This window comes from Candidatus Zixiibacteriota bacterium (assembly GCA_029860345.1).
In the GTDB taxonomy this organism is placed as follows: Bacteria; Zixibacteria; MSB-5A5; order GN15; family FEB-12; genus JAJRTA01.
In genome coordinates this window covers 176767-201799 of sequence record JAOUBJ010000006.1, presented here as the reverse complement: position 1 = coordinate 201799, position 25033 = coordinate 176767, and the positions used below count along the sequence as shown (strand labels likewise).

Sequence of the window (25033 nt, the reverse complement as noted above, 5' to 3'; positions counted from 1 at the left end):
CTGCAAATTCGATGACATTGGCTGCATGTGTCAATACCCTCAAGCGTGTGTGACGGCGTTGGCGCTGGCCGCTTTGGGCTTCGCCTGCCTAACGGACTCAGTCGTCCCTCCAACGTTCGACGGTCACCGTGCTTTGCAATGTCTCAATCGGCAGGTGTCGTTCGGCCCCCGTGTCCCCGGCAGTGAGGCCTGGCGGCAATGTCGAGAGTACTATACAACGTACTTCGACAGTCTCGGTTTGTCCGTCGATTCTCAGGCATTTGACTTCGTTGACCCATATTCTGGTGCGACGATTCCGCTTGTTAATCTCAGAGTCATCATTGAAGGCCAGGACCCACACCAGCCCGGTTTGCTGCTGGCCGCCCACTGGGACAGCCGACCCCGCACCGACCTGGCAGTAGACAGATCATTGGCCGCTTTGCCGATTGACGGCGCCAACGACGGCGCTTCGGGGGTAGCCGTACTCATGGAACTGGCCGGACTACTGGCCGCTCAACCGCCTCCGGTAAAGGTTGAACTGCTCTTGTTGGATGGTGAAGACTGGGGGCGGGCAGGCCATGTGGATTACTACTTATTGGGTTCTCGCGAGTTTGCCCGGCGCGGCATTCGGGGCAAGTACCGCTTTGCAATCGTGCTTGACATGGTTGGCGACAAAGACCAGCAGATATATCGGGAAGGGTATTCCGAGGAGTATCATCCCGAGTTGAACGACATGGTTTTTGATCTGGCCAAAGAACTTAACATTACCACCTTTCACGATTCGGTCAAACATCATGTGCTCGACGATCACCTGCCCCTCAACGGCGGCGGCGTACCGGCCATTAATCTGATTGACTTCGACTATCCTTATTGGCACACCGAACTGGACACACCTGATAAGTGTTCGGCCGAGTCGCTTGAGAACGTCGGCAAGCTAACTACTAATATCATTTATAATTCATCATTATGGCCGAAAAACTAATCACCAAACTACGCGATTTCCCCGCCGTCGAAGAACTTCTCCAGCGTACCTCGTTGGCTGCCACTATAGTTTTGGTCCCGCGTCCCCTGGCCGCGGCGCTTGTCAAAGAGGTAATCGCCCAAGCCAAGGCCAGTCTGAAAACCAAAAAGGTGAAGATCACCGAAGCCTCGATAGAAAGAGATATCACCCGAGCTATCGTAGGGTCCCGAAGGCAGGAGATAACACCCGTAATCAACGCCACCGGGATCGTCATCCACACCAACCTGGGACGGGCGCCCCTGGCTGCGGAACTGTTCGATCAAGTCAGGGATGCCGTCGCGGGTTTCGGCAACATCGAATACGATCTGGCTGGTGGCGCCCGCGGCGGTCGGGGCGCGGCTTGTGAGAGGTATCTGGCGTTGTTGTCTCAAGCCGAAAGCGGTGTCGTGGTCAACAACAACGCCGCCGCTCTGCTGCTGATTCTGAACAGCCTGGCCAACCGCAAGGAAGTTATCATCTCTCGCGGCGAGTTGGTCCAGATCGGCGGTGGTTTCCGCATCCCCGACATTCTCAAGAAATCCGGCGCCCGCCTGCGCGAGGTCGGCAGTACCAACATCACCACCCTTGAGGACTACCAGGACAACGTCACCGAGCGCACCGGCATGATTCTGAAAGTCCACAAAAGCAATTTCATGCAAGCCGGGTTTACCGAGGAGGTGGCCGTGGGACCGCTGGTCGAACTTGGCCGCAAGTTTGATGTCCCGGTAGTGAACGATCTTGGCAGCGGTGTGTTCATCCCGACCAAAAAGATTCTCGGTCATGTCGAGCCGACCGTGCAGCAATCGGTCAAAAGTGGCGCCGACCTGACCTGCTTTTCCGGCGACAAGATGCTCGGAGGTGTGCAATCCGGGTTGATCGTCGGTCGCAAGGCAGTGGTCGAAAAACTGAAACGCAATCCAATCTTCAGAACCATGCGGCTGGATAAAATCATGGTGGCCTTTCTTGAGCGTTTGCTTCGGGTCTATTTGGACGGCGATCCGTGCGACCATGTCAGGCTTTGGCAAATTCTGGCCGTGCCCGAGGCGACCTTGTACGAACGGGGCCGACAAATCCTCGACGAGCTCGGCCAACCTGACGGTCTGTCGGTGAGCGCAACCTCTGCTTATGTCGGTGGCGGCGCCCTGCCGGAAACGAGGCTGCCGTCGGTAGGTATCGTCTTTGATTCGAAGTATCGACCTACCGCCATGATGCGCGACTTTCGGGCTTTGGAGCCGCCCGTAATCGGGCGCATAGAAGATGACCGGTATATCCTCGACCTGAAAGCGGTTGGCGAAAACGAGATGACCGCACTCATTCGGGCAATACGCAAGGTGACCGGTTAATCTATGCTGGTCGTTGGCACAGCCGGGCATATCGACCACGGCAAGTCGGCCATTGTCAAACAGCTCACCGGCTCCGACCCCGACCGCCTGCCCGAAGAAAAACTGCGCGGTATGACCATTGATCTCGGCTTTGCCTTCCGTGGCGACGAAGATAATCAGACCATAGCTTTCGTTGATGTACCCGGCCATGAGCGCTTTGTCAAAAACATGATTGCCGGGGTGGGCGGTATCGATGTTGTTATGCTGGTGATTGCCGCCGACGATGGCTGGATGCCGCAGAGTCAGGAGCACTTTCAGATCGTCCGACTCCTGGGTATCAAGAACGGCCTCATTGTAATCAACAAAATCGATCTGGCCGAGGCCGATTGGCTGGACATGCTGGAAGAAGATGTACGCGAGAAAGTATCCGGCACTTTTCTGGCCGAGGCGCCTATGTTTCGGGTCAGCGCGCAGACCGGCGCGGGATTTGAGCAGTTGGGTGTCTACCTCGACGGACTGGCCGGCCAATTAACGGCACGGCGCGACATCGGAAAGGCCCGGCTTTACATAGATCGATCATTCGTGCTCACCGGTATCGGCGGCGTGGTGACCGGCACCCTTCGCGGCGGTGGTTTTTCGGTCGGCCAGACGGTGGGCGTATGGCCTTCGGGTGTTAGCGGCAAGGTGCGTTCGTTGCACGCCAATAACAGTGACGTCTCGACCGCCGAACCCGGGCAACGCACCGCCCTGACCCTGACCGGGGTCGACAAAGAGAACCTCACGCGAGGTGGTGTCATCACCGACCGGCTTGACCACGCATACTTCACTCGGCGACCGGTGTTGGCCTTGTCTGTGGAACTCTTACCGGAAGCTATGGTCTCGCTGGCCGACCGTCGAAGAATCCTCTTCATCACCGGCACCACGGAACTTGAAGGGGAGATCAGGATTCTCGGTTCCAAGGAGATCAAGCCGGCCGAGTCGGCCATCGTATTCTTTCGTCCCGACCAACCTGTGTACACGCTGGTCGGTGATCGATTTGTTATTCGCCTGCCGACGCCCATGGTGACCCTTGGCGGTGGCTTGGTTCTGGATCATCTGACCCGCTTCCCATACCGGCGTGAGTCGGATCGGTACGACTATCTCAAAACACGCCTGTCGGGCTCAGGCGTTGATCTGGTGCTCACCGAGTTGACCAAGACAATCATGGCTGATTCGAAAACACTATTGGAGCACTCAACGCTGTCATCCGGTCAGATCTCCGCAGCGGTTAAAGCGCTGACCAAAGACAGCCTGGTCGACAGTTTCGAGGACAAGCTATTCCATGTCGAACATCTAAACGGTGTCATGGCGACTTTTGAAGAGAATAGCAAAGCCTTCCTTAAAAGCAAACCACACCTGAAAGGGTTGACCAGAGATCAGGTTGGCGAGTTCTCCGGCACCGATCGGCAGCAAACAGCCGACCTGGTCGACTGGCTGATCCATATCGGCAAATTGGTGAAACTCGGAGATCGTTACAATCTGGTGGGGCGCGGTATGAGTCTGAAGGGAAACATCAAAACGGCCCACGATGAGATAATCGCCCAATTGAAAGACCAGCCACACACGCCACCTCGGCTGGCCGTGCTGGCCAAGGAGGGCAAGGATCATCGCGAAGCAATCAAGTTCATCATAGAGTCCGGCGAAGGGTACAAGTGCGGCTCGGAGTTTTTGTTTCTATCCGACGCATGGCAGGAGATTGTCACCTATATCAAGACGACGCTCGGCGCGACCGGGCAGTTGATCGTGAGTGACCTCAAAGAGAAGTTCGGCATGTCGCGCAAGTTTGCAATTCCCATTCTTGAGGAAACCGACCGTCTCAAACTGACCGACCGCGATGGTGACATTCGCGTCAAAGGAGATCGATTTGACAACTAAGCGGCTACTTTTCAATGCGCGGGTCCATACCCAGGCGGGTGGGTTGGTCGTTGATTCGTTGGTACTGAGCAAAAATCGGATCGTGGCCGTGGGGAGCAACCTGCAGCGCGATCCGGATTTCGCAAGCTACCCTCAGATAGACATGAGCGGTCTGACAATCACACCCGGGTTGGTCGACGCCCATACACATTTCTTCTACATGGCCTTGTCATACGGCCGCGTTTGGCTTCAGGGATTGACTTCGGCCGAGGCCTGTCTTGAGCAGATTCGCGGGCACACTTCCGGCCTTGGCAAGAATGAATGGGTGGTCGGGGAAGGTTTTGAACTTGATCGTTTCACAAAGCGGGTCGAGTTGACCCGACAGATGCTCGACAGTGTCACCGCCGGTCGCCCGGCCGTGATACTGTCCAAAGATCAGCACACCGTCTGGGTGAACAGTCGTGCTCTTAAGCTGGCCGGTATCACCTCGCGCACCCGGCAGCCATCCGGTGGCAGAATCGGCCTTGGCTCAGACGGCCAACCCAACGGACTGCTGTATGAAGGACCGGCGGCCGGGCCTGTCTTCGATCTTATCGGATCACCTTCGAGCCGCCAAATCGACCGATTCTACCGGCGCGCCCTGGATACGGCCTACCGGGCCGGTGTTACCGGCGTACATTCTTTCGACGGCCCCGAGGGTTTTGAGTACTTCGCCCAACTGGCCGAGAAAGGTCGGCTGGGATTGCGCATCAATTATTATCCTCCGGCGCTGATGATTGAACAGTTGCGGCGAAGCGGCGTGCGATACGGTGTCGGCGACGAGTTTCTTAGAGTGGCCGGGGTGAAGATTTTCTCTGATGGTTCGCTGGGCAGTCAGACCGCGCTATGTTTCAACAAGTATCCCGGCAGCGACAGCCGCGGCATCGAAGTGACTTCAACGGAGAAACTCAAAAAACTGGCAAAAGCGGCCGCTCGGCTTGGCTTGCCTTGTGCCATCCACGCCATCGGAGACCTGGCCGTGTCTAACGTTCTTGACGCCTTCGAGGCAGCGCCCCGGCTGAAATCGGGCGGTCGGCATCGCATCGAACATCTGCAACTGGTCCGCCGCAAAGATATCGCTCGTTTGAAAGAGCTTGGTGTGGTTGGTTCGATGCAACCGTCACACTGCCCGTCCGATATTGACCTGGTGGCCAGGTATTGGTCAACCCGAGGTCGCAATGCATACATCTTCCGAACACTGTTAGAACGCGGCGTCCCGTTGGCCTTTGGTTCCGATGCGCCTATCGAGCCGCTGAATCCATTAGCCGGGATAGCTGCTGCCGTACAAAGATCACGTCCCGGTAAGCGCAACGTCTTTTACCCCGAAGAGCGCATAACGGCTGAGGCGGCACTTCACGGTTTCACTGCCGGGCCGGCTTTTGCTGTCGGCCAGGAATACTGCCGGGGTTACCTGCTGCCGGGCTATCCGGCTGACTTGGTTGTACTATCTGACGATATCACACGGGTGGCAGCTTCGAAAATAGCGGGCGTTGAGGTTCTGGCCACCATGCTGGATGGTCGTCTGATGTATTACCGGGATGAGTTGAAGTTCTGAGACACTGCGCATCATCCCGTGCCAGGCTCCCGTGCCCGGCAGATGTTCACATCTGCCGTGGCATCACCCTTCGACTGTGAGGCTGTGTCGCAATGGCAGGACCCTGCGAAACCACATTGTGAGACAGCCTGAGGGTTTGAGGGTGCCACCTGGAAACGCGCGAGGCGCGAAAGACGGGCTTGTCCGTGTCGGGTGGGATGACCCACCACGACTCCCGTGTGCCGAGCAGCCACCAGCCCGGCTCCTTGGTCCATTTTTCGGTTGACACAAACGCCTTCCAAAGTTAACTTATTACCAGCAAACTGAATGCCCCGCCGCCATAGACTGTTTGCCGCCTTGTGGCACGGTTTGGTCTGAGAGCCCAAGCACCGCTGGTCGGTGTAAACTGCCGCTTGCTGGTGACAGGCACCACTTGTTGGTGTCATGCACCACTTGATGGTGTGAAAATGTGGTCTGGATTTGCTCGGTGTGGCTGTCCGGCATGCTGCCGGCACTTTATCACCCACAGATCCCGACTATTTCGTTTGCACAAAAACGTCGTTTTGGACGTTGTATATATTGCGGGTTCTTGCTGGGACGGAAGGTGAGCTATGTCGGCGCTTAAACATGATTCAATTTGGACGGTTGTGGTGATCATGATGGCCGTTTCGCTGTCATGCACACGCGGTCCGGTTGATCCCATTCCTCAGTACGGCGACATTTCCGGTTATGTCAGGGGCAGTGATACACAAAAAGCAATCGACGGCGCCACCGTGACCATGGCCGACCAATCTTACCAGGTCTCCCGATCAGGAATCTACATGTTCAAGGCTGTTCCCGAAGGATACCACATGCTTGAAGCCGCCAAAACCGGCTTTCATCCTTATCGCATCTTGATCCGTGTCGTCGACAATACCGTTCACAATGTTTACATGTCCAAGATGATTGAGTACCGAGATATCACCGGAAATGTTTATCTCGATGGCAGCAGCATACCGGTCCCGGACGTTGTGGTGATCTGCGGCGACGTGTACGATACTACCGGCGCCGAGGGTTCCTACTTCCTCAAGGATGTCACGGCCCAAACACACAAGCTGTTCGCGTTGAAGAATCACTATATATCGTTTGAGACCCGGGTCATGCTGGAAAAGGATACGACCATCCCAATTCACCTGGCCAGCGCCCGACTGATCGGGACCGTGGAGCACCGTCTTTATGGTCCGGTCCAAGGCGCCAAAGTACAAGTCGGCGAGGCCGCAACCTTAACCGGAAGTGATGGTTCTTACGACTTGCTCACTGCTCCTCAGGGGACGCATCAGATCACGGTCAGCCATCCTGACTACGATTCGACCAGACAACAGGTCACGATCGGGGCAAGCGGAAGTTGGCATGACATGATTCTGACCAGGTCGATCTGTGACACCGTGCTTGTGGAGCAGGACGCCTCGATAAGCCTTTCTCAATTTGAGGACTGTGCCGACTGCCCGGACTGGGGGGGTAGCGACCGTAATTACGGCAGCGCGGAACAACTGAAACTGGAGTACTTTTTCAGGGCTGATCCCGGACCGCCGCGCCGGAGTTTTGTAGCACAAACTCGAATCTTGCTCACGTTGCCTCCACTGCCCGAGGGCGCCGGACGGTTGAACATGACTGGCCTGAGCCTTCTGCTCCATCCGACCGAGGAGTACCAGCGTGTCGAGTGGGTATCGATGCGTGCGATGGCCCTGGGAAGCGCTGCCTGGGAGGAAAACAGTGTCACCTGGGCTGACGGCCCTCGACCTTCTTTGCTCCCTATCGCAGCAGAACAAGTTCAGCCCGGTCAGCCCCTGTCTTTCGATCTGAAGCAGGTCTACCGTGACTTCGATCCGGAAGGCATGTCGGTCATGCTGCAAAAGGAGGAAATAGGGGAGGCCGATCCTGCCCAGAGGTTGAGTTTCTGGTCAAGCGAGGCACCCATCCGCGAGCTGCGACCGGCCATAGTGGTGAAATACTCGTATTAGCCCGATATGTTATTCGCTCTTGCTGTGGACACAGACGATTGGGGGATGTTCCTAAAGGCGTACTTCTTGTCGCGTAGCGGCGTTGGTTTGGGCCGTCGTCTGTCACCCCAAGCGCATTCGAGGCGGGCTTTGTTGGGGCGTCACAAGGCCGTACTCTACACGGTGTCTTGCGCGCTGCACCCGCTCACTCAACCGTTGCGACTATTAAGCTCGACTGTCGAAGCCCAAGTTGACCGAGGCAAAACGAACTGTTATATTGCACAATGAAACAACGCCCCGAATTCCCCCGTTTTCGTTTGGCTGTAATCGCGCCGGTCTTGCTGCTGCTCTTTTTGGGCTGCGCCAGTCGATATCGTCTCGATCTGTATTTGACCGTCGAGGAGGACCGTCGACACATTCAGGTTGAATCGACTCAGTATGTGTGGGGCGCCGTACTGGGCAATCCGTATGGCGACAACAAACTGGACGAGGGAAACGGTCATGTGGCCGTGGTTACGATAGGCACACGCCAGTCGAAGGGGAAAAAGAGTTCCTGGCATGGTTTCTCTTCCGACGAATACATGCGGTGTCAGTTTTACATGCAGGTTCCATCGAAGGCTGACCCCGATTCCACGGTTTTGGCAGGCAACACGCTGGTCCATCTGTTGGGGCGCTATGAACTGTCTACCGAAGAACGAGTTTTCCTGCCGAAAGAGGGTTTCTACCTGTTGGATTCGATTGCCGACCAGTCACTGTATTTCAGTGTCGACGGAACCTTTGCCAACAAGGGCGGTGAACAGCTCAAGTTCGATGGTAAAGTCAGAGTTGATAAGCAGTGACAAGGGGTCTTAATGGCCTGCCGGTTACGATTCGTCCACCAGAGCATCCTTGAAAGTCTGGAATGCGTATTCGTCAAACAGACAGAATAGAACTCGCTCCAGGTGTTTGGCCAGCGGTTGGTAGCCGTTCACGGCCCGAGTCATAATATAGGCACACGCTTTCATGGGGAAACCACCTACCCCGGTTCCAAAGGCGGGCAAGGCCAGTGAGGATAGTTTCAGATTCTCGGCCGTATTAAGGGTTGCGATAGTTGCCTGGCGAATCAACTTGTCGGTTGTACGCAAATCCTGGCCCATGACCGCGGCGTGGATCACGGCTTTATGAGGTAGTTTACCGGCTGTAGTGAATACAGCTTCACCGGGCATGATCGGCCCTTTGGCCATTGCTTCACGCTCGATAATCTCCCCACCGGTGCTCTTGATGGCCCCGGCCACCCCGGCTCCCATCCATAGTTCGTTGTTGGCTGCGTTGACGATTGCATCGACATCAACTTGGGTTATGTCACCTTTGACGATTTCAACTCTGTACGGCACCGGTTACCTCGCTGCTTTGATGAATCTACCATCGAAGATACCAAAGACCTTGGCACCCATGAATCCAAGGGCCGCACCGACTGAGGCGCCGACAAGTATGTCACCCGGATAATGAACTCCGACAAAGACGCGACTGAAAGCTACCATGGTGGCAAAGACCAGGACATACCATCGACTCTTAGGTTCAATGACGGCAAAGAGCAAAGCCTGTCCAAAGGCATTGGCCGCATGGGCCGACGGCATAGCCCAGCCGCCGCCGCAACCAACCAGGAGATGGACCTCCGGCAAGACATGGCAGGGTCGCACTCGCTCGATCAGCGGCTTGAGCAGGTGGGCCGCTATCTGGTCGGTGGCGGCCAGAGTCAGCGCTGAAAACAAGACCAGCCATCGCAAGCGGGCTTTGCCGCGCCACAACAGGATGACCATGGCGGCGCCGTAGAGCACGCGCAAAACCATATCATCGGTTATAACCGGCATCAGGAAATCCGTGACCGGATTGGCCAACTGGCCGTTCACGAATGAGAACAGAGCCCGGTCAATGCCGTTCAGATACTCAAGCATAGGTCCCTGGGTCCTCCCTTAGGAACTGTCTTACCTGCCTCATGGTGGGAGCGCCTGTACGGGCTCCGGGTCGCGTACACTTGATGGCTGCCGTCGCCGCGCCGAACTCCAGCCGCTCAGCCATGTCGAAGCCGTTTAACAGACTCCATAGATACCCGGCATGAAAGCTGTCACCCGCGCCGGTGGCGTCTACCGCCTCGACCCGAAACGCGGGCTGGCGGATTACCCTTCGCTCTTCCAATCCGGTGGACCCTTTCGTTCCCTCGGTGACAACAATACTCCCGGCACAATGGCCTGATAGTTTCCGTAGAGCGTCGGTGGCCTTACCGGTTCGAGTGAATGGGAAGGCGAACTCGTCGGCCACTACCAGATGGTCAACCAGCGGTAACAGCGCAGAGACATCGTTGCGTATCGAACCGATGTCGAATGATACCATAGCGCCGATTTTCCTGGCCCAGCGGGCCAGTTTCAACGATGCTTCAATATCCCGTCCGTCAAGATGCACTATGCGCGGATGTTGCAAGGTCGAAACTTTCAGATCGCGTGGCACTATCTCGATGACGCGATTGAGCACAATCGTGCGTCGACCACTTCCTTGTTCAATCAGCCCGACGGCCGCTGCCGACGGCCGCTTCTTGCGGAGGATGTGTCGACAATCGACTCCCTCGTTGGTGAGTTCACTAATCAACAGCTCTCCGAAGTGGTCATTTCCCACCGCCCCAATAACGGCACAATTCATCCCCAACCGGGACAGCCCCACCAAAGCATTCGGTACAGGTCCGCCACCCTGCATGCATATATCAACAGAATCGATTTTTTCTCCGGCCTCGGGCAAGCGCTTGACAGTGTATAGAAAGTCCAGCGGGATGATGCCCAATCCGAGACAGTCGAGTTGCCGTCGTTCAGGAGAGTTTTTCAATTGTTGCCTTTCCTGAACTTAGCTGCACGATGTCATTGATGAGGACATCAACGCGAGATTGTCGTACCTGAAGTTCCAACGTCACCCGATCCGAAAAATCCGCACTGCTCTGCCTGGCGTCGTGGCTGTGTATCAGTTTGGCCAGACGGTCGTAAAGCCCGAAGTCGATCCGGACTTTTATGCCACACAGTACGAATCGTTCAAGTCGACCGGCCTTATCCAGGGTTGCCGTGGCAGCGTCTCCGTAAGCCCGTACTAAACCGCCCGTACCCAGTTTGGTGCCGCCATAGTAGCGCGTAACGACCAGTAGAGAGTTGGTCAACTGGTGACCACAAACAACATCGTAGATGGGACGCCCTGCGCTGCCGCCTGGTTCGCCGTCATCAGAATACTTGAACCTGACCTCGCTTTCAAGCCCGACTCGCCAGGCGTAGCAGTGGTGGGTGGCGGCATGCTCACGTTTGCGGATTTGCTCCAGTTTTTCGGTTGCCTGGGCCACGCCCTCTACCAGCAGCGCTTCTCCAATGAACCGCGAGCCCTTGCGTTTAATTTCGGTCTTGGCCGACTGCTGAATGGTGTAGTAGACGTCATCCATCGATTGGTTTCAAACCAGCGATTTGATTATGTCCTCGATTTTATCCAATCCGACCATCGGGATGGCGCCAAAACGTACAGCTTCGGAGAGGCTGGTCTCATCGGACAGTGCGCCGTTCTTGGGATCGATTAGTACAAAAGCCAGTTTCCCGGTCTCGTTGCAAAACGTCAACAAGTCCAGAGTTGCCTTCGAATTACCATAGACTTCCGTGACCACAACCGCCTGCGCCAAGCCGACCAGGACTCGATTGGAGACAGAGAAGGCTTTGTCGGTCGGCTCGGTTTCGGGGGGGAACTCGCTGAGGACTCCACCTGCTCTGGTGATATCGATAGCCAGAGGCATCTGTTCGACCAGATCAATGTGGTCCAGCCCACCGTCCAGCACGGCGAACGATACACCTTCGCCCGCCTTGGCGCCAAGATGGGCGGCGGCATCGATACCTCGTCTGAGTGATGATACTATTTGCACGCCTGCCTCGGCGCACCGTTGGGCCAGTGTGACGGTGAGATCAATCCCCTCGCCGGTTGCTTCATCGGCTCCGACCACGGCGACAGACTTGTTGGCGCCGTCGGGAAGGCGACCCCGCACAAACAAAAGCGGTGGTGGGTCGTTCAACTCATAAAGCCCCTCGGGGTAACCGTCATCAAGCCGGGTGGAGATGATTACATCCCGTTGTTTGAGACTTTGGCAATACTCCGTGGCCTGATCGATAACGTCTCCGGCCGTACATATCTGATCGGCCTGCTCGGTTGTCAGACCGTCGATTTTCATTAATGCGTCTTCAGACGCGTTCAGAATCTCGGCAGGTTCACCAAAGCGCTGCAAGAGGGCGCTGATCATCCGGGGGCCGAATCCACAGAACTTTGTCAGGGCGACCATGATAACGGCAGAACTGTTTTGATGATCCCGGGTCATAAGGTAATGTCCTGCGCCGATCCGATTTTGTCAACAGCTATTGAGGGCCGGTGGTTCTTGAGGTTGCTCCTTCACAACACGATGCCGAGAATCACAGGTTCACAACCACGCTTAGGGCGTGGTCAGGACCCTGCGAAACCCTATGGTCGAAGCCTGAACTTTTGTAGGGTGGGTCCGTCTTCGGACCCGCCAAATCCGGAGCAACACGGCTTGACCGTGTGAGGACCACAATCGGCCGCGGCGGACCGGCCTGCAATAAAGAAGAATCGTACTATAATTCCCTGGTGGACAAACTTGAATTGTATGTAGTTTTCTCCTATTATGAAGCGTTGAACCGATGACCAAAGAGGAATGAATGCACAGATTGATCCATCTGCTCCTGAGTGCCGCCATACTGACAATGGCCTGCGCATCCGAACCGGAGACCTTCGACGAACGACTCAAAGCGGGCGAACAGGCTTTCGTAAGCGGTGAGTACTTCAAAGCTCGCGGCTACCTTCTGGAGGCGCTCAAGGAAAAACCATCCGACCGCGACCTCCTGTATCTGCTTGGGGTTACTTACTCACGCGAGCTGATGCATGATTCGGCCCTGTTTTATTTGGGCCGGGCCAACACACTGTACTCCGATGACCGTGAAATCAATCTGGTTCTGTACGAGGCGGCGCTCAAGGTCGAGGACTGGGAGGCGGCCAGGGCGGCCCTGCGGGTAATGGTAGAAACCGGCGATCCTATCCAGAGCCATCTGGAGGAACTGGCCGAACTGAGCATTCAGATGGAAGACCTTTCGTGGGCGCACTACTACTTTGGACAACTGATGCAGAGCGAACCGGATAACCCCAACCGTTGGGTGCAGACAGCCAACACGGCGGCAGACATGGGTTCGCTCTATGTCGCTATTGATCTGGTTGACTCGGCCATTGCCAAATTTGGTCCCAACGAATCGTTTCTGGCCAACAAAGGTATCTACTACGCCGTGCTGCACCAGTACACAAAATCGGAAGAGATATTTCGTTCCCTTATTCTGGCCGACAGCACCGCAATTGCCTATCGCATCAACCTGGCTTCGGCCCTGGCCTCTCAAGACAAGCCACAGAAAAAACGCGAAGCTCTCCAAATCTTCCGCATGGTCCGCAACGCCGTTGGCCCCGATGCACAATTGGATTCTCTGATTGACGTGCTCGAATCGGAGGTCGGGGTGCCCGGCGAGTAACAGGCAGTCTCGGACTGTGCTCACCCTTCGACTGCGCTCACCCTTCGACTGCGCTCAGGGTGACAGGGTTGCGGGTGGTCCAGCGTTTACACCGGTTCCTGCGTTCGCCGAAGGCGAGCGTGTGAACCGGTGTTCTTGAGGTTGCTCTGTCACAACACAATGCCGAGAATCACAGGGTCACCACCACGCCTAGGGCGTGGTCAGGACCCCGCGAAACCCTATTAGGACACAGTCTGTGTCTTCAGGGTGATAGGGTTGCGGGTGGTCCACCGTTTATGGCGGGACCGATGAATCCCAACCTAAGCGTCCATACGCCACCCAAACATGATGTCGACCTAACGTGAACGAACAGTCGGATTATTGACCACAAAAAAGGAGGGCAGGATTATTGCTAATCCTGCCCAACGCAGGGCTGTCTCTAGGAGAGACAGAGGGGGTTTTTTTGTCCTGCCTATTTAACGTATAAACAGACTGTTTTGTTCAGGTTATTCCTAAAAAAGTTGCCGCAAAGGTTGCGCTTTTCGTCCTATTTCAGGTGTATTTGAGCGGACGCCCGACCGTTTGGAAACGATCGGCACGTCCTGGTTAATTCTATGACACTCAGATGACATTTCGTTGCATTTTGCCACTGTTTGACCTACAGTCCTTCGTCGCGGGACTCTTCTTCTTCATCGCAATCCAGTTTCCAGCGACCCTGGAAGAAGCCTCTTTTGAACTGTGGGTGAGATTTGTACTTGCCACCCATGACGCCTATCTTCCGGCGGTTGGCATCGATGATCTCACCTTCGAAGCGGCCGCCGGCGTGGCGCACGGCGTTGGGGTTGGCGTGGTGGTTGGGATGCTGCTTCCAATGGCCGCGGATAAATCCACGGAAGCGACCTCTTTCGCCGATCCACTTTCCGAAGAATACGTTTTTGCCCTCATCGTTGACACCGAAATGCCCGCGAAGGAACCCGGAGATCCGACCCTTCTTGGATATCCAGAAACCACGGAAGATACCGTGGCCCTCATCGTTGTAACCCCAGCGACCGGCCAGGAATCCACGCGCGCAAGGGACTTTATCGAGCCGGAAGGCATGAAAGGCCACGGCGTTCGAATCGGCGTCGTCCAGGTAGACCACGGTATCCAGCGCCATCAGTTCGGCCATGTCAAAGGTGCGGCTGTAGGGACCGGTCTCGAATGTTACCGAAACCAGTTCGTCCACCGTGGCGGAGTCTGTTGAATCAGTCGCAGCCGGTGGGACAAAAATGTCTACGCCGATACCGTCGTGGTGGACATTGGTGAACGACTCCCATTCGATCAGATTACGGTCGGTGCGCTCCAGAATTGCGTCCTGGCCTCGTTCGAACCTGATCACCTGCCGTATAGCCAATCCGCCTCGTGTCACCGTCAGCGACCCTGTCCAGTCAGTTAGTTCCGTAACACTGGTATCCAACTCCATCTGACCCCAGAGGATGCGCAGATGGTAGTAGCCCGAAGCTGGGTCCTCGATGATCGAATCGAGCGCGCCGCTCAACAGGATGGGGTCGTCATACTCTTCTGATTCGTCGCTGTCGGCCATCAGGTCGGAATCGCCAAAACCGGGCGCCTCATCGGTGGCCCGGTAGCCGCCGGTGGCGTCATTGAGGTTAAGGTTCTCAGTCAGATTGTTTGTTTCGGTGGGACTCTCCGAACAGCCGACCGCCCAGACCAGCAGCGCAGTTAGCATTGAGATTGTAAGTAGTTTTTTCAACACCTTTTGTCTCTCCTTATCAAGGGGTGCCGTTTGTTTCTGTTTCTTACACAGAGACAAACAGAAAGCGTGCCAAAACGGGCGGCTTAAGTTAACTGGTTACCTCATTCGGGGTTGTGTTATCGGCGTCTCGGAAGACTGCGCTGTGGAGGTGTACCTCACGGTACACGACGCAATCGGTGGACGCCACGGTACAAGTCGGCGCGATCTCACGATTACGGGCAGGCAACCGGCGGCGGGCCGCCGTTGAACATAAAGTCCACCAGGTATACCAGATCGGCTATGTCCCAGCCACCATCGGCGTTCATGTCGGCTTCTTCGGGACACTCCGGACCCGGGCCACCGGTGAACATGTAATCGACCAAAGCGACCAAATCCGAAATATCGATCTGGTTGAGTGGATCGTTGTCGATATTCCCTCGAAGTCCCCGGCAACAGTAACAGTCCTGGGTGACAAAGGCCGACAACCAGAATTGCGCCAATGATACGTTGTTGAACAGGATCGGCAGAGAACCTTCGCGAACAGTTGTAAGCGCCGAGTAAACCGTGACGGTATCGCCGGGCATGAGCGTCTGGTCAACGAAGTAAGTCATTACGGCGTGCAGGTCGACGGTGTCGTGCTCTATCTTGTACCCCGGTAGGTGTATCATGCTGTCCAGCTCAGATGCCACCAATCCGCCTTCGGGCCATAGGTAGTCCGGATTAGTGGCAACATAGGCGCTGTAGGGCTGGGTACCCCAGGCGTCGGCGCAGGTGTCATTACTGTGGAAACTCAGGAGCGCCTCCCCGCCGTAGCGGGCATCGTTGTCCTGGCAGCCTGCGCCGTCGCTCTCCAGGCCGCGTATATAGATCAATCGATGCGTGGTGTCAAATCCACCTTCGTTGCCACCGCCGTCGCCCGGTATATCCCAATCAATGCCATTACCGACACTAACGTTGTCGTGCTGCTGGCCGTCGAACGAATAGACTTTCAGGGCCTTTATGATAAAGGTGCAATACTCCGGGTCCTTGGGGACCCAGAACCACTGTTCGAGGCCGATTGAATAGTCGTTGGTTACAAATGTCCCGCTTCGGTACAAGTCGAACCAGGGTGTGGTGATGACCCCTTCATAAGGACGACCCCATCCAACGCGAAGATAATTGTGGGTGTTGTGGAGGGCTTGACAAAGCAGTGTATCATCGCCGTTGATACGCAATACAAATGGTGAGCCGTCATACAGGTATACATCCGCCCCCGGGTCACAGTCGCCGCCGTACTGGGTGTAGTCGAGGTTGCAGCCACCGTCGGCATCATTGCCCTTGACACCGAAATTGCCGTCGTTGTCTACCGCCAGGCCCAGGCAAGTAGTCCAGATTTGATCGATAGCCGGTGCGTAGTAATCACAGGAGTCACCCATCCCGTCGCCATCGAAATCCTCCTGGGCAGGATTGTACACATTGGGGCAGTTATCGTCCGGGCAGGTGTTGTTGGGCAAACCGGGATTGCCGTAGCCGTCGCCATCGAAGTCGGTGCAATCATCACACTCGTCGCCGATAAAGTCGTGGTCAGCATCGGCCAGGTTTGAGTGATACAGTCCCGGGCAATTGTCGACACTGTCGATAAAACCATCGCCGTCGGAGTCCTCGGGGACCATCAGCGGATAAAGATCATAGGTCTCACCCTCCTCGATAGTATAGGGCGTGTCCCCAATGCCGTCGCCATTGTTGTCGACGCCTGTATAGTCCGACCAGTAGTTACCCTCTTGTTGATAGACGGAGTACCAATAGTCGGTTCCGTCGCCATAGTCCTGCGCCTGAGTGTCGCCGGCGTTGTTGTTATGGAAACTATTGTGGTGGAAAGTATTGTTCTCCCCGCCACCCATACACATGCCAAGTACAAGCGCCCGACCGACGTTCCAGTAGAAATGGTTGAAGACAACATCATTGTACTGGGACATGAGCATAGACATGCCGACACCGTTGCCGACAACGAAGTTGCTGCGCACGATATTATCGGAGTGGTAGAGACTGACCGAATGTTCGAAATGTATTCCGATCGAACTGTTGAGGCCAACTACGTTACCGATTATCTGATTGTCGGCATTGTTGCTAAAACTACCGTAGACATCCTCATAGAAGTATACGCCGGTAACGTTATCCCAAATATAACAGCCTCGAATGGTGCAGAAAGAAGATGCCGTCAGAGATATCCCCGCCGCGCCGTTGTCGTAAACGAAGCAGTCTTCTACAAGCACGTTTTCTGTCTCCACGATCCTGATACCGGAATCCCAGGCACCTTCGTATGGCCCCAGCGGTCCGCCGTGCTGAACGGACAGGTTCTTGATCACAACTCCCGCAGCCGAAACCAGAATGCAATCACCACTGTCCGAAGCGTCGATGACAGTGCTGTTGCGAGTCTCACCGAGCAACGTGACGGCCTCAGTAATGGCAACATGTTCGTAATACCTGCCGGGGGCGACCTGGACGGTGTCGCCTACCGACGCTACATCGACCCCGGCCTGGACCGTTGGCTGATCGGCGGGGACATAGATTACAGTTGAATTGGTTTTGGCCGCAAGAGCTAAAGCCAGGGTCAGGCCAAGCGGAAATGCCTTCAAACGAGACCTCCTGTCATGAGTCATCGTAGACTTCAGTATACAATATATCGGAAAGGCGGAATCTGTCAAGCAAATCGGCGGTTCTCCGTGCGTGGTATGCGTCGTCGTGCGCCAGGCGGTACCCCACCCAGAGGCTTTGCGTCGGGTGGGATTCGGTGAGTACGCAAGGTAACCCACCTGGCGCTTCGCTTTAGGTGGGGTACAAGATTCGTCCTTCGACTGCGCTCAGGACGACACGGTCAAGCCATGGTTCTCACATTCGGACCAGGGGTTTCGACCTACAGGACTGGCGGGTTCACGCCGCGGCGCGCAGGCGAAGACGGACCCGCCCTACCGGACTATGCACCGTCGGCGTCATTGCGAGCGACCAGAGGGGCCGCGGCAATCTCAATCTTCGGTACCCCACCCAGAGGCTCTGCGTCGGGTGGGATTTTTGCCGCCAGCAACATTTTGCTGCCTGAGCCGTCTAATGGTATGGCGAGATGAGACTTTGCCCGCAAAAGCCGGCAGCGCCAACGGCAGGGTGAACAGAGGAGAGACTCTTGAATCTAAACATCGAATCACTCGGAAAACGTTATCGAGGCAATGTCTGGGGTCTGAGGAAGTTCAGTCTAAATGTCCAGCCGGGGTTGCTCGGCCTTCTGGGACCTAACGGCGCCGGCAAATCTACCCTGATGCGTATCCTGGCCACAGTCACCAGGGCGACCGAGGGCAGCGTAACTTTCAACGATGTCGACATCGAGCGTTCACCAAACAACGTGCGTACCGTGCTGGGCTATCTACCGCAGGATTTCGGTGTCTACCCACACCTGAACGCGGTCGAATTCCTGACTTATCTTGCCGCAGCCAAAGGGATCGGTGGCGCCGGGCAGCGGATCGATCAGCTATTGGAGCTGGTCAACCTGACCGAAGCCCGTAAACGTCCTCTGGGTTCTCTATCCGGCGGTATGAAGCAGCGGGTTGGGATCGCCCAAGCTCTGTTAAATGACCCCAAATTGCTGATTGTCGATGAACCAACGGTCGGTCTCGACCCGGAGGAGCGGGTTCGCTTTCGGAATTCGCTGTCGGAGTTGGCCGGGGAGAGGATTGTGATTTTGTCCTCGCACATTGTTTCCGATGTTGCCGCCATAGCCACCAGAGTGGCTATTATTAACCGCGGACGACTCATTGCCCAGGCCACTCCGGAGGAGTTGCTCAGGTCGGTGCATGGAAAAGTCTGGGAGTGGGTGGTCCCGTCAACGGAGCTGCCCAAGTTGCAGCAACGGCTGCTTATTTCCTCCAGTATCCGAACCGATCAGGGGGTGCGCATTCGCGTCGTCGAAGAAAGCTGCCCCGATGAGAGCGCAGAGGCTGCGTCTCCGACGCTCGAAGATGCCTATCTTTATATACTGGCCCATGACCGAAACAACGGTAACTCAGCCCGACAACCGAGCGAGCGTTCATGATGCCGAATCATCAAGAGCCCATCGGCCAAGAGGTCTCAACCTATCCTGAGCCTGCGCAATTGTTCACGACCGTCCAGCCGACAACGGTCCCGGGTAAGATTATTCAATTCCCACTATGTCGATTTGTACTGGTGCTGGCTTTTCTGTCGCCGGTGAATCTGGCCGGAATGGCATTGGACCAGTCATTGACCGACTCAAGCGGCTGGGCGAAGCTTCTTCTTGCCCTCGCCGCCTCCATTCTTATGTACGCTGTCTACTGCCTCTACACACGTTTGATCGAACGACGCAAAGCATCGGAGTTGGCCTTGAGGGGCAGCGTTGCCGAATTCGGACGCGGTTTTGGAATAGGTACTGCTCTAATGGTAACGGTCGTGGCCGTGCTGGCCGTCGGCGGATACTACCGTATTGAGTCGTTCGATCCGAACCCGGCCATCGCAGTCCAGGGATTCCTGCGGATGTTCTCCGCTGCCTTTCTGGAAGAAATGGTCTTTCGGCTGATCGTCTTCAAAATCACCGAGGAGGCTCTGGGTAGCTGGTTGGCTTTGGTAGTGCAAGCCGCTTTGTTCGGTCTGGTGCATGCCGGCAATCCAAACGCCACCTGGTTCAGCTCGGTAGCCATCATGGTCGAGGCCGGAGTTCTGTTGGCCGCGGCCTTTATGTATACACGTCGCATTTGGATGATCTTCGGGCTGCATCTGGCCTGGAATTTCATACAGTCTACAGTCTTCGGCCTGACCGTTTCGGGCCACACGGTGGAGGGATTGGTGAGGCCTTCAGTCACCGGACCAGAGTGGCTGACCGGCGGTGCCTTTGGGGTCGAGGCTTCATGGTTGGCGGTGGGACTTTGCCTGATGGTCGGCTTGGTCATGCTCAAGAGAGTCGTTGGTGTCGGGCGAACCGTGCAGCCGGTCTGGCGACGCTCCAAAAAGCCATCCCTATTCCCAGCCGATGTACCCTGAGATACGGAGAGGTCCGGCAATGACTGCTCTTTACCACACCGTGCTGGCCGACTTCCGTGAACGCACCAGGCGTTACAGCTTTCTGGTCGTGCTCGGACTCAATCTCTACCTGGGATACCTGGTCTACGTGGGAAAGTTCACGGCTCGACTGGGCAACTATCGAGGTGTCGGTAACTCAGCCTGGGTCGGCAGCACCATGACCATGACCTGCACGCTACTGTTGATGATGTTCGGATTCTACGTGATCAAAAACGCTATCGATCGCGACCGGACCACCGGCGTTGGCGAGATACTCGCCACTACACCGCTCACGCGAATAGGCTATCTGTTCGGCAAGCTCCTCAGTAACTTTGCAGTTTTGACCTCGATGTTGATGATTGTAGCGGCATCAGGAGCGGTCATGCAACTTGTCGACCCCGGTTCCGGCAGCTTTGATCTGTGGCATTTGCTGGCGCCGTTTGTGTACATCGGGCTGCCGACTATGCTGCTCACGGCCGCCTTTGCAATACTGTTCGAATCGATCCGGTGGCTGCGCGGTGGGCTGGGGAATGCCGTCTACCTGATCATGATAACGATGAGCCTGCCGCTGGCCATGGAGACCAAGCGTCCAATTTTCGACTTTGTTGGGCTCAACCTTTTTGAGACAAGCATGAAAACAGCGGCCTTGGCTCAGTTTCCGGGGGCCAAACTGAATTTCAATCTCAATCCGGAGTTCTTCCCCGGTTTGGAACAGTTCCAATGGGACGGTATCGAGTGGACCTGGGCGGTGGTGCAGCCGCACTTCTTCTGTGTCGGGTTGGCCTTCTTTATTACCATGCTGGCGGTGCCGTTCTTTGACCGATTCGATCCATCGAAAACAAAGCGCCGGGTCAAAAAGACTCCCGTGGATTCCAACAACGGTATGGTTCGTTCTCTTGCCGAGACCACACCTTACCATCTCAGTCATTTGGCCGCGGTGCGTTCGGTGTTCAGCCCGGTTGCACTTTTGTTGGCCGAACTCAGGGTGATGCTCAAGGGCTTTCACTGGTCCTGGTACGTTGTGCAGCTGGGCTTGATCGTTGCCTCGCTGGCTGCGCCCTTCGAGATTGCCCGAACTTATATTTTGCCGGTGGCATGGGTGTGGCCGCTGTTAGTCTGGTCGAAAATGGGGACGCGTGAACTCAGGTGGAACACGTCGCAGATTATGGTCAGCTGTCCGTACCCGGTGTCGCGTCAATTGCCGGTCGCCTGGCTGGCCGGAATTACTGTCGCTCTCGTCGCTGGAGGTGGAATCGCTATCAAGGCTCTCATCCTGGGTCAGTTTTCCTATCTTGCGGCGTGGCTGACGGCGGCCCTCTTTATTCCCACCCTGGCCATGACTCTGGGAAAAGTAAGCGGAACCAACAAGCTGTTTGAGGTTGTTTACATGACTCTTTGGTATGTCGGGCCGATGAACCATATCGTGCCGTTGGATTTCCTGGCCGCTTCCCCGGAGGCCATCACGACCGGCGTACCGCTGTATTATGCCGGGGCAACTGCGCTGTTGATTCCGATCATGTTTGCAGCCGGCCGTCACCGAATGGGTACGTGACGACAGCTCGGCCTACCTGATTACTACCGTATTTTTACCCATCTTCATTCAGACCTTCCGCAAAAAACCGATAGAGATACTATAGCAGGGTCCAGGCAGCTTATTCTGGGATATTCCCCCAACAGGCACGAACCTGCTTTAGTCCAAAAAGTCTTAGTCCGAGAAACGAAAACCACAGAAGGAGAACATCCATGTCCCGCAAGCGAATCCTTTTTGTTTTCGCAAATGAACAGTCGGCCACAATTGAAGGCATCCGTCAGATCCTTGCCAGACGGCAGAATGAATGGGAAGTCGAATTCGTAACAAACGGGGCTGAGGCTTTAAGGGCAATGAAACGGTGCCCCTCGGACATAGTCCTCACCGACCTCGATATGCCGACAATGACCGGGGTGGAACTGCTCAAACAGATCAGTGACCTTTATCCTGGTACAATTCGTTTTATCCAGACCGATGCCAGCGATCGAAAGGTCATGCTTGAGTCCACCTCTATCGCGCACCGCTTGATCAGCAAGCCGTGCAACCCGGAGACATTGCGCGGTTTCCTGACAACTTCTTTGGGGCTCAGGGAAGTCCTGGCCATGGAGGAGTTGCATATACGAATTGCAGCCATCGGCACTCTGCCCAGTCCTCCGGAAATGTACAATCGACTGATGAATGAAATCCAATCGGACACTGTGTCGATAGGGAGAATCGCCGCCCTTATCTCAGAGGATATCAGTCTAACGGCAAAACTCCTTCAAATGATCAACTCGGCCTATTTTGGACTCAGCCGGCACGTCGACAACGTCACGCAGGCAGTCAACCTGCTTGGATTGGAGGCGGTCCGAGGGTTGGTTTTGACGGCTGGGGCGTTCAGCCAATTTGATTTTCCCGCCTTACACAAGATTTCCATCGAGAGCATCTACGGTCACAGTATGGCCGTGGGGTCTCAGTCTCAGAAGATAGCCGAAGCCATCGGTTTGCCACGGCCGGAGTGCGATGAGGCGTTGATGGCCGGGATGTTACACGATATAGGCAAACTGGTGATGTTGACTCATTTCCGGGCCGAGTTACAGGAGGCGCTCGAACTGGCCGACGAGAAGTCGATTCCTTTCCACGAGGCTGAAAGAAAAGTCCTTAATGTCACTCACGCTGAAATCGGCACCCATCTCTTGTCGTTGTGGGGTCTGCCGGATTCAATTCTCGAACCGGTAGCGCTGCACCACGATCCGGAGCGGATGCCAATTCCCCAACGCACGATCCTCACGGCCGTACACATGGCCGATGCGCTCCATCACGAGCGCAATCCTTTTAATGTCGGCGACGAATCTTCGTTGGCCAATCAGTCCTATTTGGATAAGATCGGCGTTACCGACGTGTGTGAACAGTTTCGGCAGAGAGAGCAGACTGATCCGATCGAAGAACCTTCGGCTTGAGACAGTGTCCGTGGGCTGAAGCCGAGTTAAAAGCGCGCCCGCGCGCGTAAACAGATACGCACCAGCCAGAGCATCAACGGAACCTCAATCAACACGCCGACCACGGTAGCCAGCGCGGCGCCGGAGGACAAACCGAAGAGCATCGTGGACGTAGCGATGGCGACCTCGAAATGATTGGATGCACCTATCAAGGCCGATGGTGCGGCGTCTTCATACTTCAAACGTAATACCCGTGTAAGTCCGAAAGCGACGGCAAAGATCAGGATGGTTTGCACGGACAACGGTATGGCGATCCATAGAATAGTTAGCGGGTTTCCCAGGATGACTTCCCCCTTGAAGGAAAACAAAAGCACCAGCGTAACCAACAGGGCGGTGATGGTCACCGGTGACAACACCGGCAGGAACTTGTCCTTAAACCACCGGTCACCCATTGCCGCGATAAGCCATCGCCGCGAGAGGTAACCGGCGACCAACGGCAGAGCGACATAGGCGGCAATCGAGAGCAATAATGCCTGCCAGGGAACCGGCAGTCTGCCCACACCGAGAAGGAATCCACCCAGCAGGCCGTACAGGACCAACATGGTGAGCGAGTTTATAGCGACCATAACCAGCGTATGTCCGGCGTTGCCGTGCGAAAGGTCGCCCCACACCAACACCATAGCGGTGCAGGGCGCTATGCCCAGCAGGATGCATCCGGCCAGGTAGCTGCGCCATAGCGGCACCTCAAGCATCCGAATGCCGTCGATCAAGACCACCGTCCCGGAACCGTAAGTCGTCCCGACCTCCAGATTCAAGCCCAGCGGCATTTTGACATGATCGACTGCCTCCGGTCCGATCAGCCCCAGGAACAGTGTCCCCAGAAAAAACGTGGCGATGCCGTACATAGTGAACGGTTTGATGCCCCAGTTTACGAACAACGTCAACAGTACCGGCTTCATGTTCCGACCGGCCGAGAGGACCTCGGCAAAATCGATCTTGACCATTATCGGATACATCATGAAAAACAGGCAAACGGCGATCGGGATCGATACCACCGGCGCGCCGCCGGACTCTATGGCCAGGCCGTCCAGGAAATGTGCCACCGACGGAGCGATCTTGCCGAGAACGATGCCTGACACAATACAGATAAGCACCCACGCGGTCAGGTAGCGCTCGAAGAAACCCAAGGCATGTGACCGGCTCATTCGACAGTTCTCATCGTTCATGTTCACTCTCTGTCCTCGTTCCGCCGGCGCTGCTTCGGCTAACGGCGGCATAGCGTATCGCGAAAAGTACATACAGACTGGGTATAAGGTCAACAGAAATAGCAGTTATGCACGTATTCAGATTATTGAAATGTAGATGTATTCAGTCTTGACAACGAATAGTTGCAGAGGTAGACTTATGTGTTTGAAACTAATTCGTGGGAGGCATGGCCCTCCCGAATCAATCCTGGAGGATTTATGAAGAAGTTAGTAATGGTAACGCTTGGCTTGTTACTGATGCTTCAGTCGGCATCGGCGGCCGGTCTGTCGGCCGGTGTCGGCGCCTTTGGCGGGGTCGGTATCCCGGTGGCGCAGGATGACCAGTCGCAGGGGACGGTTTTTGGAATAAGGGCGAGTGTGAAGGCATTTTCGGTGATCTCGCTGGAACCGCACGTCACCTTTCTGAAGTATGGTGACCCGGATGTTGATGAAATCATTGACGATCCTACCGGCGCCAAGGTGAACGGATTCGGAGTCGATGCGCGCCTGGGTTCTCTGGCCGGACCCGGATTGTCACCGTTCTTTTTTGTCGGTATCGGCACCTACAAGGTCAAAAACGATGATCTACAGATCGATGAGAGCAACACCGGACTCTCCGGTGGTCTGGGTGTAGAGATCGGTGTGGGACCCTCGCTCGGTTTGGAAGTTCGTGGTCGTTTCGATGTAATCGGCACCGAGGGTGGCGGGTCCAAGAAAGCTGCGCTGATAACAGCCGGCGTTAACTACCACTTCGGATTATAGGGAGAGACAGT

Annotated in this window: 19 protein-coding genes and 1 pseudogene; 12 read left to right on the top strand and 8 right to left on the bottom strand. The window is 55.7% G+C overall.

Annotated elements, in window-relative coordinates; translation table 11 throughout:
• Positions 1 to 25 precede the first annotated feature (25 nt).
• The 6 genes from OEV49_08460 (at position 26) to OEV49_08435 (ending at position 8585) form a co-directional block, all read left to right on the top strand.
• Positions 26 to 961: a M28 family peptidase gene (locus OEV49_08460; protein ID MDH3891105.1), complete on the top strand. Its 936-nt coding sequence runs from the start codon at positions 26 to 28 to the stop codon at positions 959 to 961.
• A complete protein-coding gene (gene selA, locus OEV49_08455; protein MDH3891104.1) occupies positions 946 to 2322 on the top strand; it encodes an L-seryl-tRNA(Sec) selenium transferase in 1377 nt (458 codons plus the stop codon). Before OEV49_08460 ends, selA begins: the two co-directional genes overlap by 16 nt.
• A 3-nt stretch (positions 2323 to 2325) precedes the next feature.
• On the top strand, positions 2326 to 4215 hold the full coding sequence (selB, locus tag OEV49_08450; protein MDH3891103.1) for a selenocysteine-specific translation elongation factor: 1890 nt from the start codon (positions 2326 to 2328) through the stop codon (positions 4213 to 4215).
• A complete protein-coding gene (locus tag OEV49_08445; protein MDH3891102.1) occupies positions 4205 to 5788 on the top strand; it encodes an amidohydrolase in 1584 nt (527 codons plus the stop codon). Before selB ends, OEV49_08445 begins: the two co-directional genes overlap by 11 nt.
• 590 nt (positions 5789 to 6378) lie before the next feature.
• A complete protein-coding gene (locus tag OEV49_08440) occupies positions 6379 to 7767 on the top strand; it encodes a hypothetical protein (protein MDH3891101.1) in 1389 nt (462 codons plus the stop codon).
• Positions 7768 to 8030: 263 nt separating this feature from the next.
• Positions 8031 to 8585 carry a hypothetical protein gene (locus OEV49_08435; protein MDH3891100.1) on the top strand — a complete coding sequence of 185 codons (555 nt, stop codon included), beginning with the start codon at positions 8031 to 8033 and terminating at the stop codon, positions 8583 to 8585.
• Positions 8586 to 8609: 24 nt separating this feature from the next.
• On the opposite strand, the gene OEV49_08430 is transcribed toward OEV49_08435, so the two are convergent.
• From OEV49_08430 to OEV49_08410, 5 genes are read right to left on the bottom strand one after another with little or no spacing between them, the layout of a single operon-like run.
• On the bottom strand, positions 8610 to 9119 hold the full coding sequence (locus tag OEV49_08430) for a macro domain-containing protein (GenBank protein MDH3891099.1): 510 nt from the start codon (positions 9117 to 9119) through the stop codon (positions 8610 to 8612).
• Between the two features lie 3 nt (positions 9120 to 9122).
• Positions 9123 to 9680, bottom strand: a complete 558-nt coding sequence (locus OEV49_08425) for a phosphatase PAP2 family protein (protein MDH3891098.1) — start codon at positions 9678 to 9680, stop codon at positions 9123 to 9125.
• A complete protein-coding gene (locus OEV49_08420; GenBank protein ID MDH3891097.1) occupies positions 9673 to 10599 on the bottom strand; it encodes a PfkB family carbohydrate kinase in 927 nt (308 codons plus the stop codon). The genes OEV49_08425 and OEV49_08420 overlap by 8 nt, the downstream gene beginning before the upstream one ends.
• Positions 10583 to 11194 carry an IMPACT family protein gene (locus OEV49_08415; protein ID MDH3891096.1) on the bottom strand — a complete coding sequence of 204 codons (612 nt, stop codon included), beginning with the start codon at positions 11192 to 11194 and terminating at the stop codon, positions 10583 to 10585. The genes OEV49_08420 and OEV49_08415 overlap by 17 nt, the downstream gene beginning before the upstream one ends.
• 9 nt (positions 11195 to 11203) lie before the next feature.
• Positions 11204 to 12109: a DNA-processing protein DprA gene (locus OEV49_08410; GenBank protein ID MDH3891095.1), complete on the bottom strand. Its 906-nt coding sequence runs from the start codon at positions 12107 to 12109 to the stop codon at positions 11204 to 11206.
• 355 nt (positions 12110 to 12464) lie between these two features.
• Here OEV49_08410 and OEV49_08405 point away from each other — a divergent pair, with 355 nt between their 5' ends.
• Complete coding sequence (locus OEV49_08405; protein MDH3891094.1) at positions 12465 to 13319, top strand: hypothetical protein; 855 nt, start codon at positions 12465 to 12467, stop codon at positions 13317 to 13319.
• A gap of 637 nt (positions 13320 to 13956) precedes the next feature.
• Here OEV49_08405 and OEV49_08400 read toward each other — a convergent pair.
• Both OEV49_08400 and OEV49_08395 read right to left on the bottom strand, forming a co-directional pair.
• Positions 13957 to 15054, bottom strand: coding sequence for a hypothetical protein (locus tag OEV49_08400; protein ID MDH3891093.1), 1098 nt, complete (start codon positions 15052 to 15054; stop codon positions 13957 to 13959).
• A 212-nt stretch (positions 15055 to 15266) separates the two neighbouring features.
• Positions 15267 to 17648 carry a right-handed parallel beta-helix repeat-containing protein gene (locus tag OEV49_08395; GenBank protein ID MDH3891092.1) on the bottom strand — a complete coding sequence of 794 codons (2382 nt, stop codon included), beginning with the start codon at positions 17646 to 17648 and terminating at the stop codon, positions 15267 to 15269.
• 542 nt (positions 17649 to 18190) lie between these two features.
• Between OEV49_08395 and OEV49_08390 the strand changes: the two genes are divergently transcribed.
• From OEV49_08390 to OEV49_08375, 4 genes are all read left to right on the top strand, one after another.
• Positions 18191 to 19093, top strand: coding sequence for an ATP-binding cassette domain-containing protein (locus tag OEV49_08390; GenBank protein MDH3891091.1), 903 nt, complete (start codon positions 18191 to 18193; stop codon positions 19091 to 19093).
• Complete coding sequence (locus OEV49_08385) at positions 19090 to 20052, top strand: CPBP family intramembrane metalloprotease (GenBank protein MDH3891090.1); 963 nt, start codon at positions 19090 to 19092, stop codon at positions 20050 to 20052. Before OEV49_08390 ends, OEV49_08385 begins: the two co-directional genes overlap by 4 nt.
• A 19-nt stretch (positions 20053 to 20071) precedes the next feature.
• Complete coding sequence (locus tag OEV49_08380) at positions 20072 to 21622, top strand: ABC transporter permease subunit (GenBank protein MDH3891089.1); 1551 nt, start codon at positions 20072 to 20074, stop codon at positions 21620 to 21622.
• A 191-nt stretch (positions 21623 to 21813) separates the two neighbouring features.
• A complete protein-coding gene (locus OEV49_08375) occupies positions 21814 to 23037 on the top strand; it encodes a response regulator (protein ID MDH3891088.1) in 1224 nt (407 codons plus the stop codon).
• Positions 23038 to 23087: 50 nt separating this feature from the next.
• On the opposite strand, the pseudogene arsB reads toward OEV49_08375, so the two are convergent.
• Positions 23088 to 24242, bottom strand: a pseudogene (gene arsB, locus OEV49_08370) (ACR3 family arsenite efflux transporter).
• A gap of 237 nt (positions 24243 to 24479) precedes the next feature.
• Here arsB and OEV49_08365 point away from each other — a divergent pair.
• Positions 24480 to 25022, top strand: a complete 543-nt coding sequence (locus OEV49_08365; GenBank protein ID MDH3891087.1) for a porin family protein — start codon at positions 24480 to 24482, stop codon at positions 25020 to 25022.
• Positions 25023 to 25033: the final 11 nt, after the last annotated feature.

Excerpts from the sequence above, each read along its gene's own strand:
- OEV49_08460 (MDH3891105.1), top strand. The coding sequence starts at position 26 with ATGTGTCAATACCCTCAAGCGTGTGTGACGGCGTTGGCGCTGGCCGCT.
- selA (MDH3891104.1), top strand. The coding sequence starts at position 946 with ATGGCCGAAAAACTAATCACCAAACTACGCGATTTCCCCGCCGTCGAA.
- selB (MDH3891103.1), top strand. The coding sequence starts at position 2,326 with ATGCTGGTCGTTGGCACAGCCGGGCATATCGACCACGGCAAGTCGGCC.
- OEV49_08440 (MDH3891101.1), top strand. The coding sequence starts at position 6,379 with ATGTCGGCGCTTAAACATGATTCAATTTGGACGGTTGTGGTGATCATG.
- OEV49_08435 (MDH3891100.1), top strand. The coding sequence starts at position 8,031 with ATGAAACAACGCCCCGAATTCCCCCGTTTTCGTTTGGCTGTAATCGCG.
- OEV49_08425 (MDH3891098.1), bottom strand. The coding sequence starts at position 9,680 with ATGCTTGAGTATCTGAACGGCATTGACCGGGCTCTGTTCTCATTCGTG.
- OEV49_08415 (MDH3891096.1), bottom strand. The coding sequence starts at position 11,194 with ATGGATGACGTCTACTACACCATTCAGCAGTCGGCCAAGACCGAAATT.
- OEV49_08410 (MDH3891095.1), bottom strand. The coding sequence starts at position 12,109 with ATGACCCGGGATCATCAAAACAGTTCTGCCGTTATCATGGTCGCCCTG.
- OEV49_08405 (MDH3891094.1), top strand. The coding sequence starts at position 12,465 with ATGCACAGATTGATCCATCTGCTCCTGAGTGCCGCCATACTGACAATG.
- OEV49_08385 (MDH3891090.1), top strand. The coding sequence starts at position 19,090 with ATGATGCCGAATCATCAAGAGCCCATCGGCCAAGAGGTCTCAACCTAT.
- OEV49_08380 (MDH3891089.1), top strand. The coding sequence starts at position 20,072 with ATGACTGCTCTTTACCACACCGTGCTGGCCGACTTCCGTGAACGCACC.
- OEV49_08375 (MDH3891088.1), top strand. The coding sequence starts at position 21,814 with ATGTCCCGCAAGCGAATCCTTTTTGTTTTCGCAAATGAACAGTCGGCC.
- OEV49_08365 (MDH3891087.1), top strand. The coding sequence starts at position 24,480 with ATGAAGAAGTTAGTAATGGTAACGCTTGGCTTGTTACTGATGCTTCAG.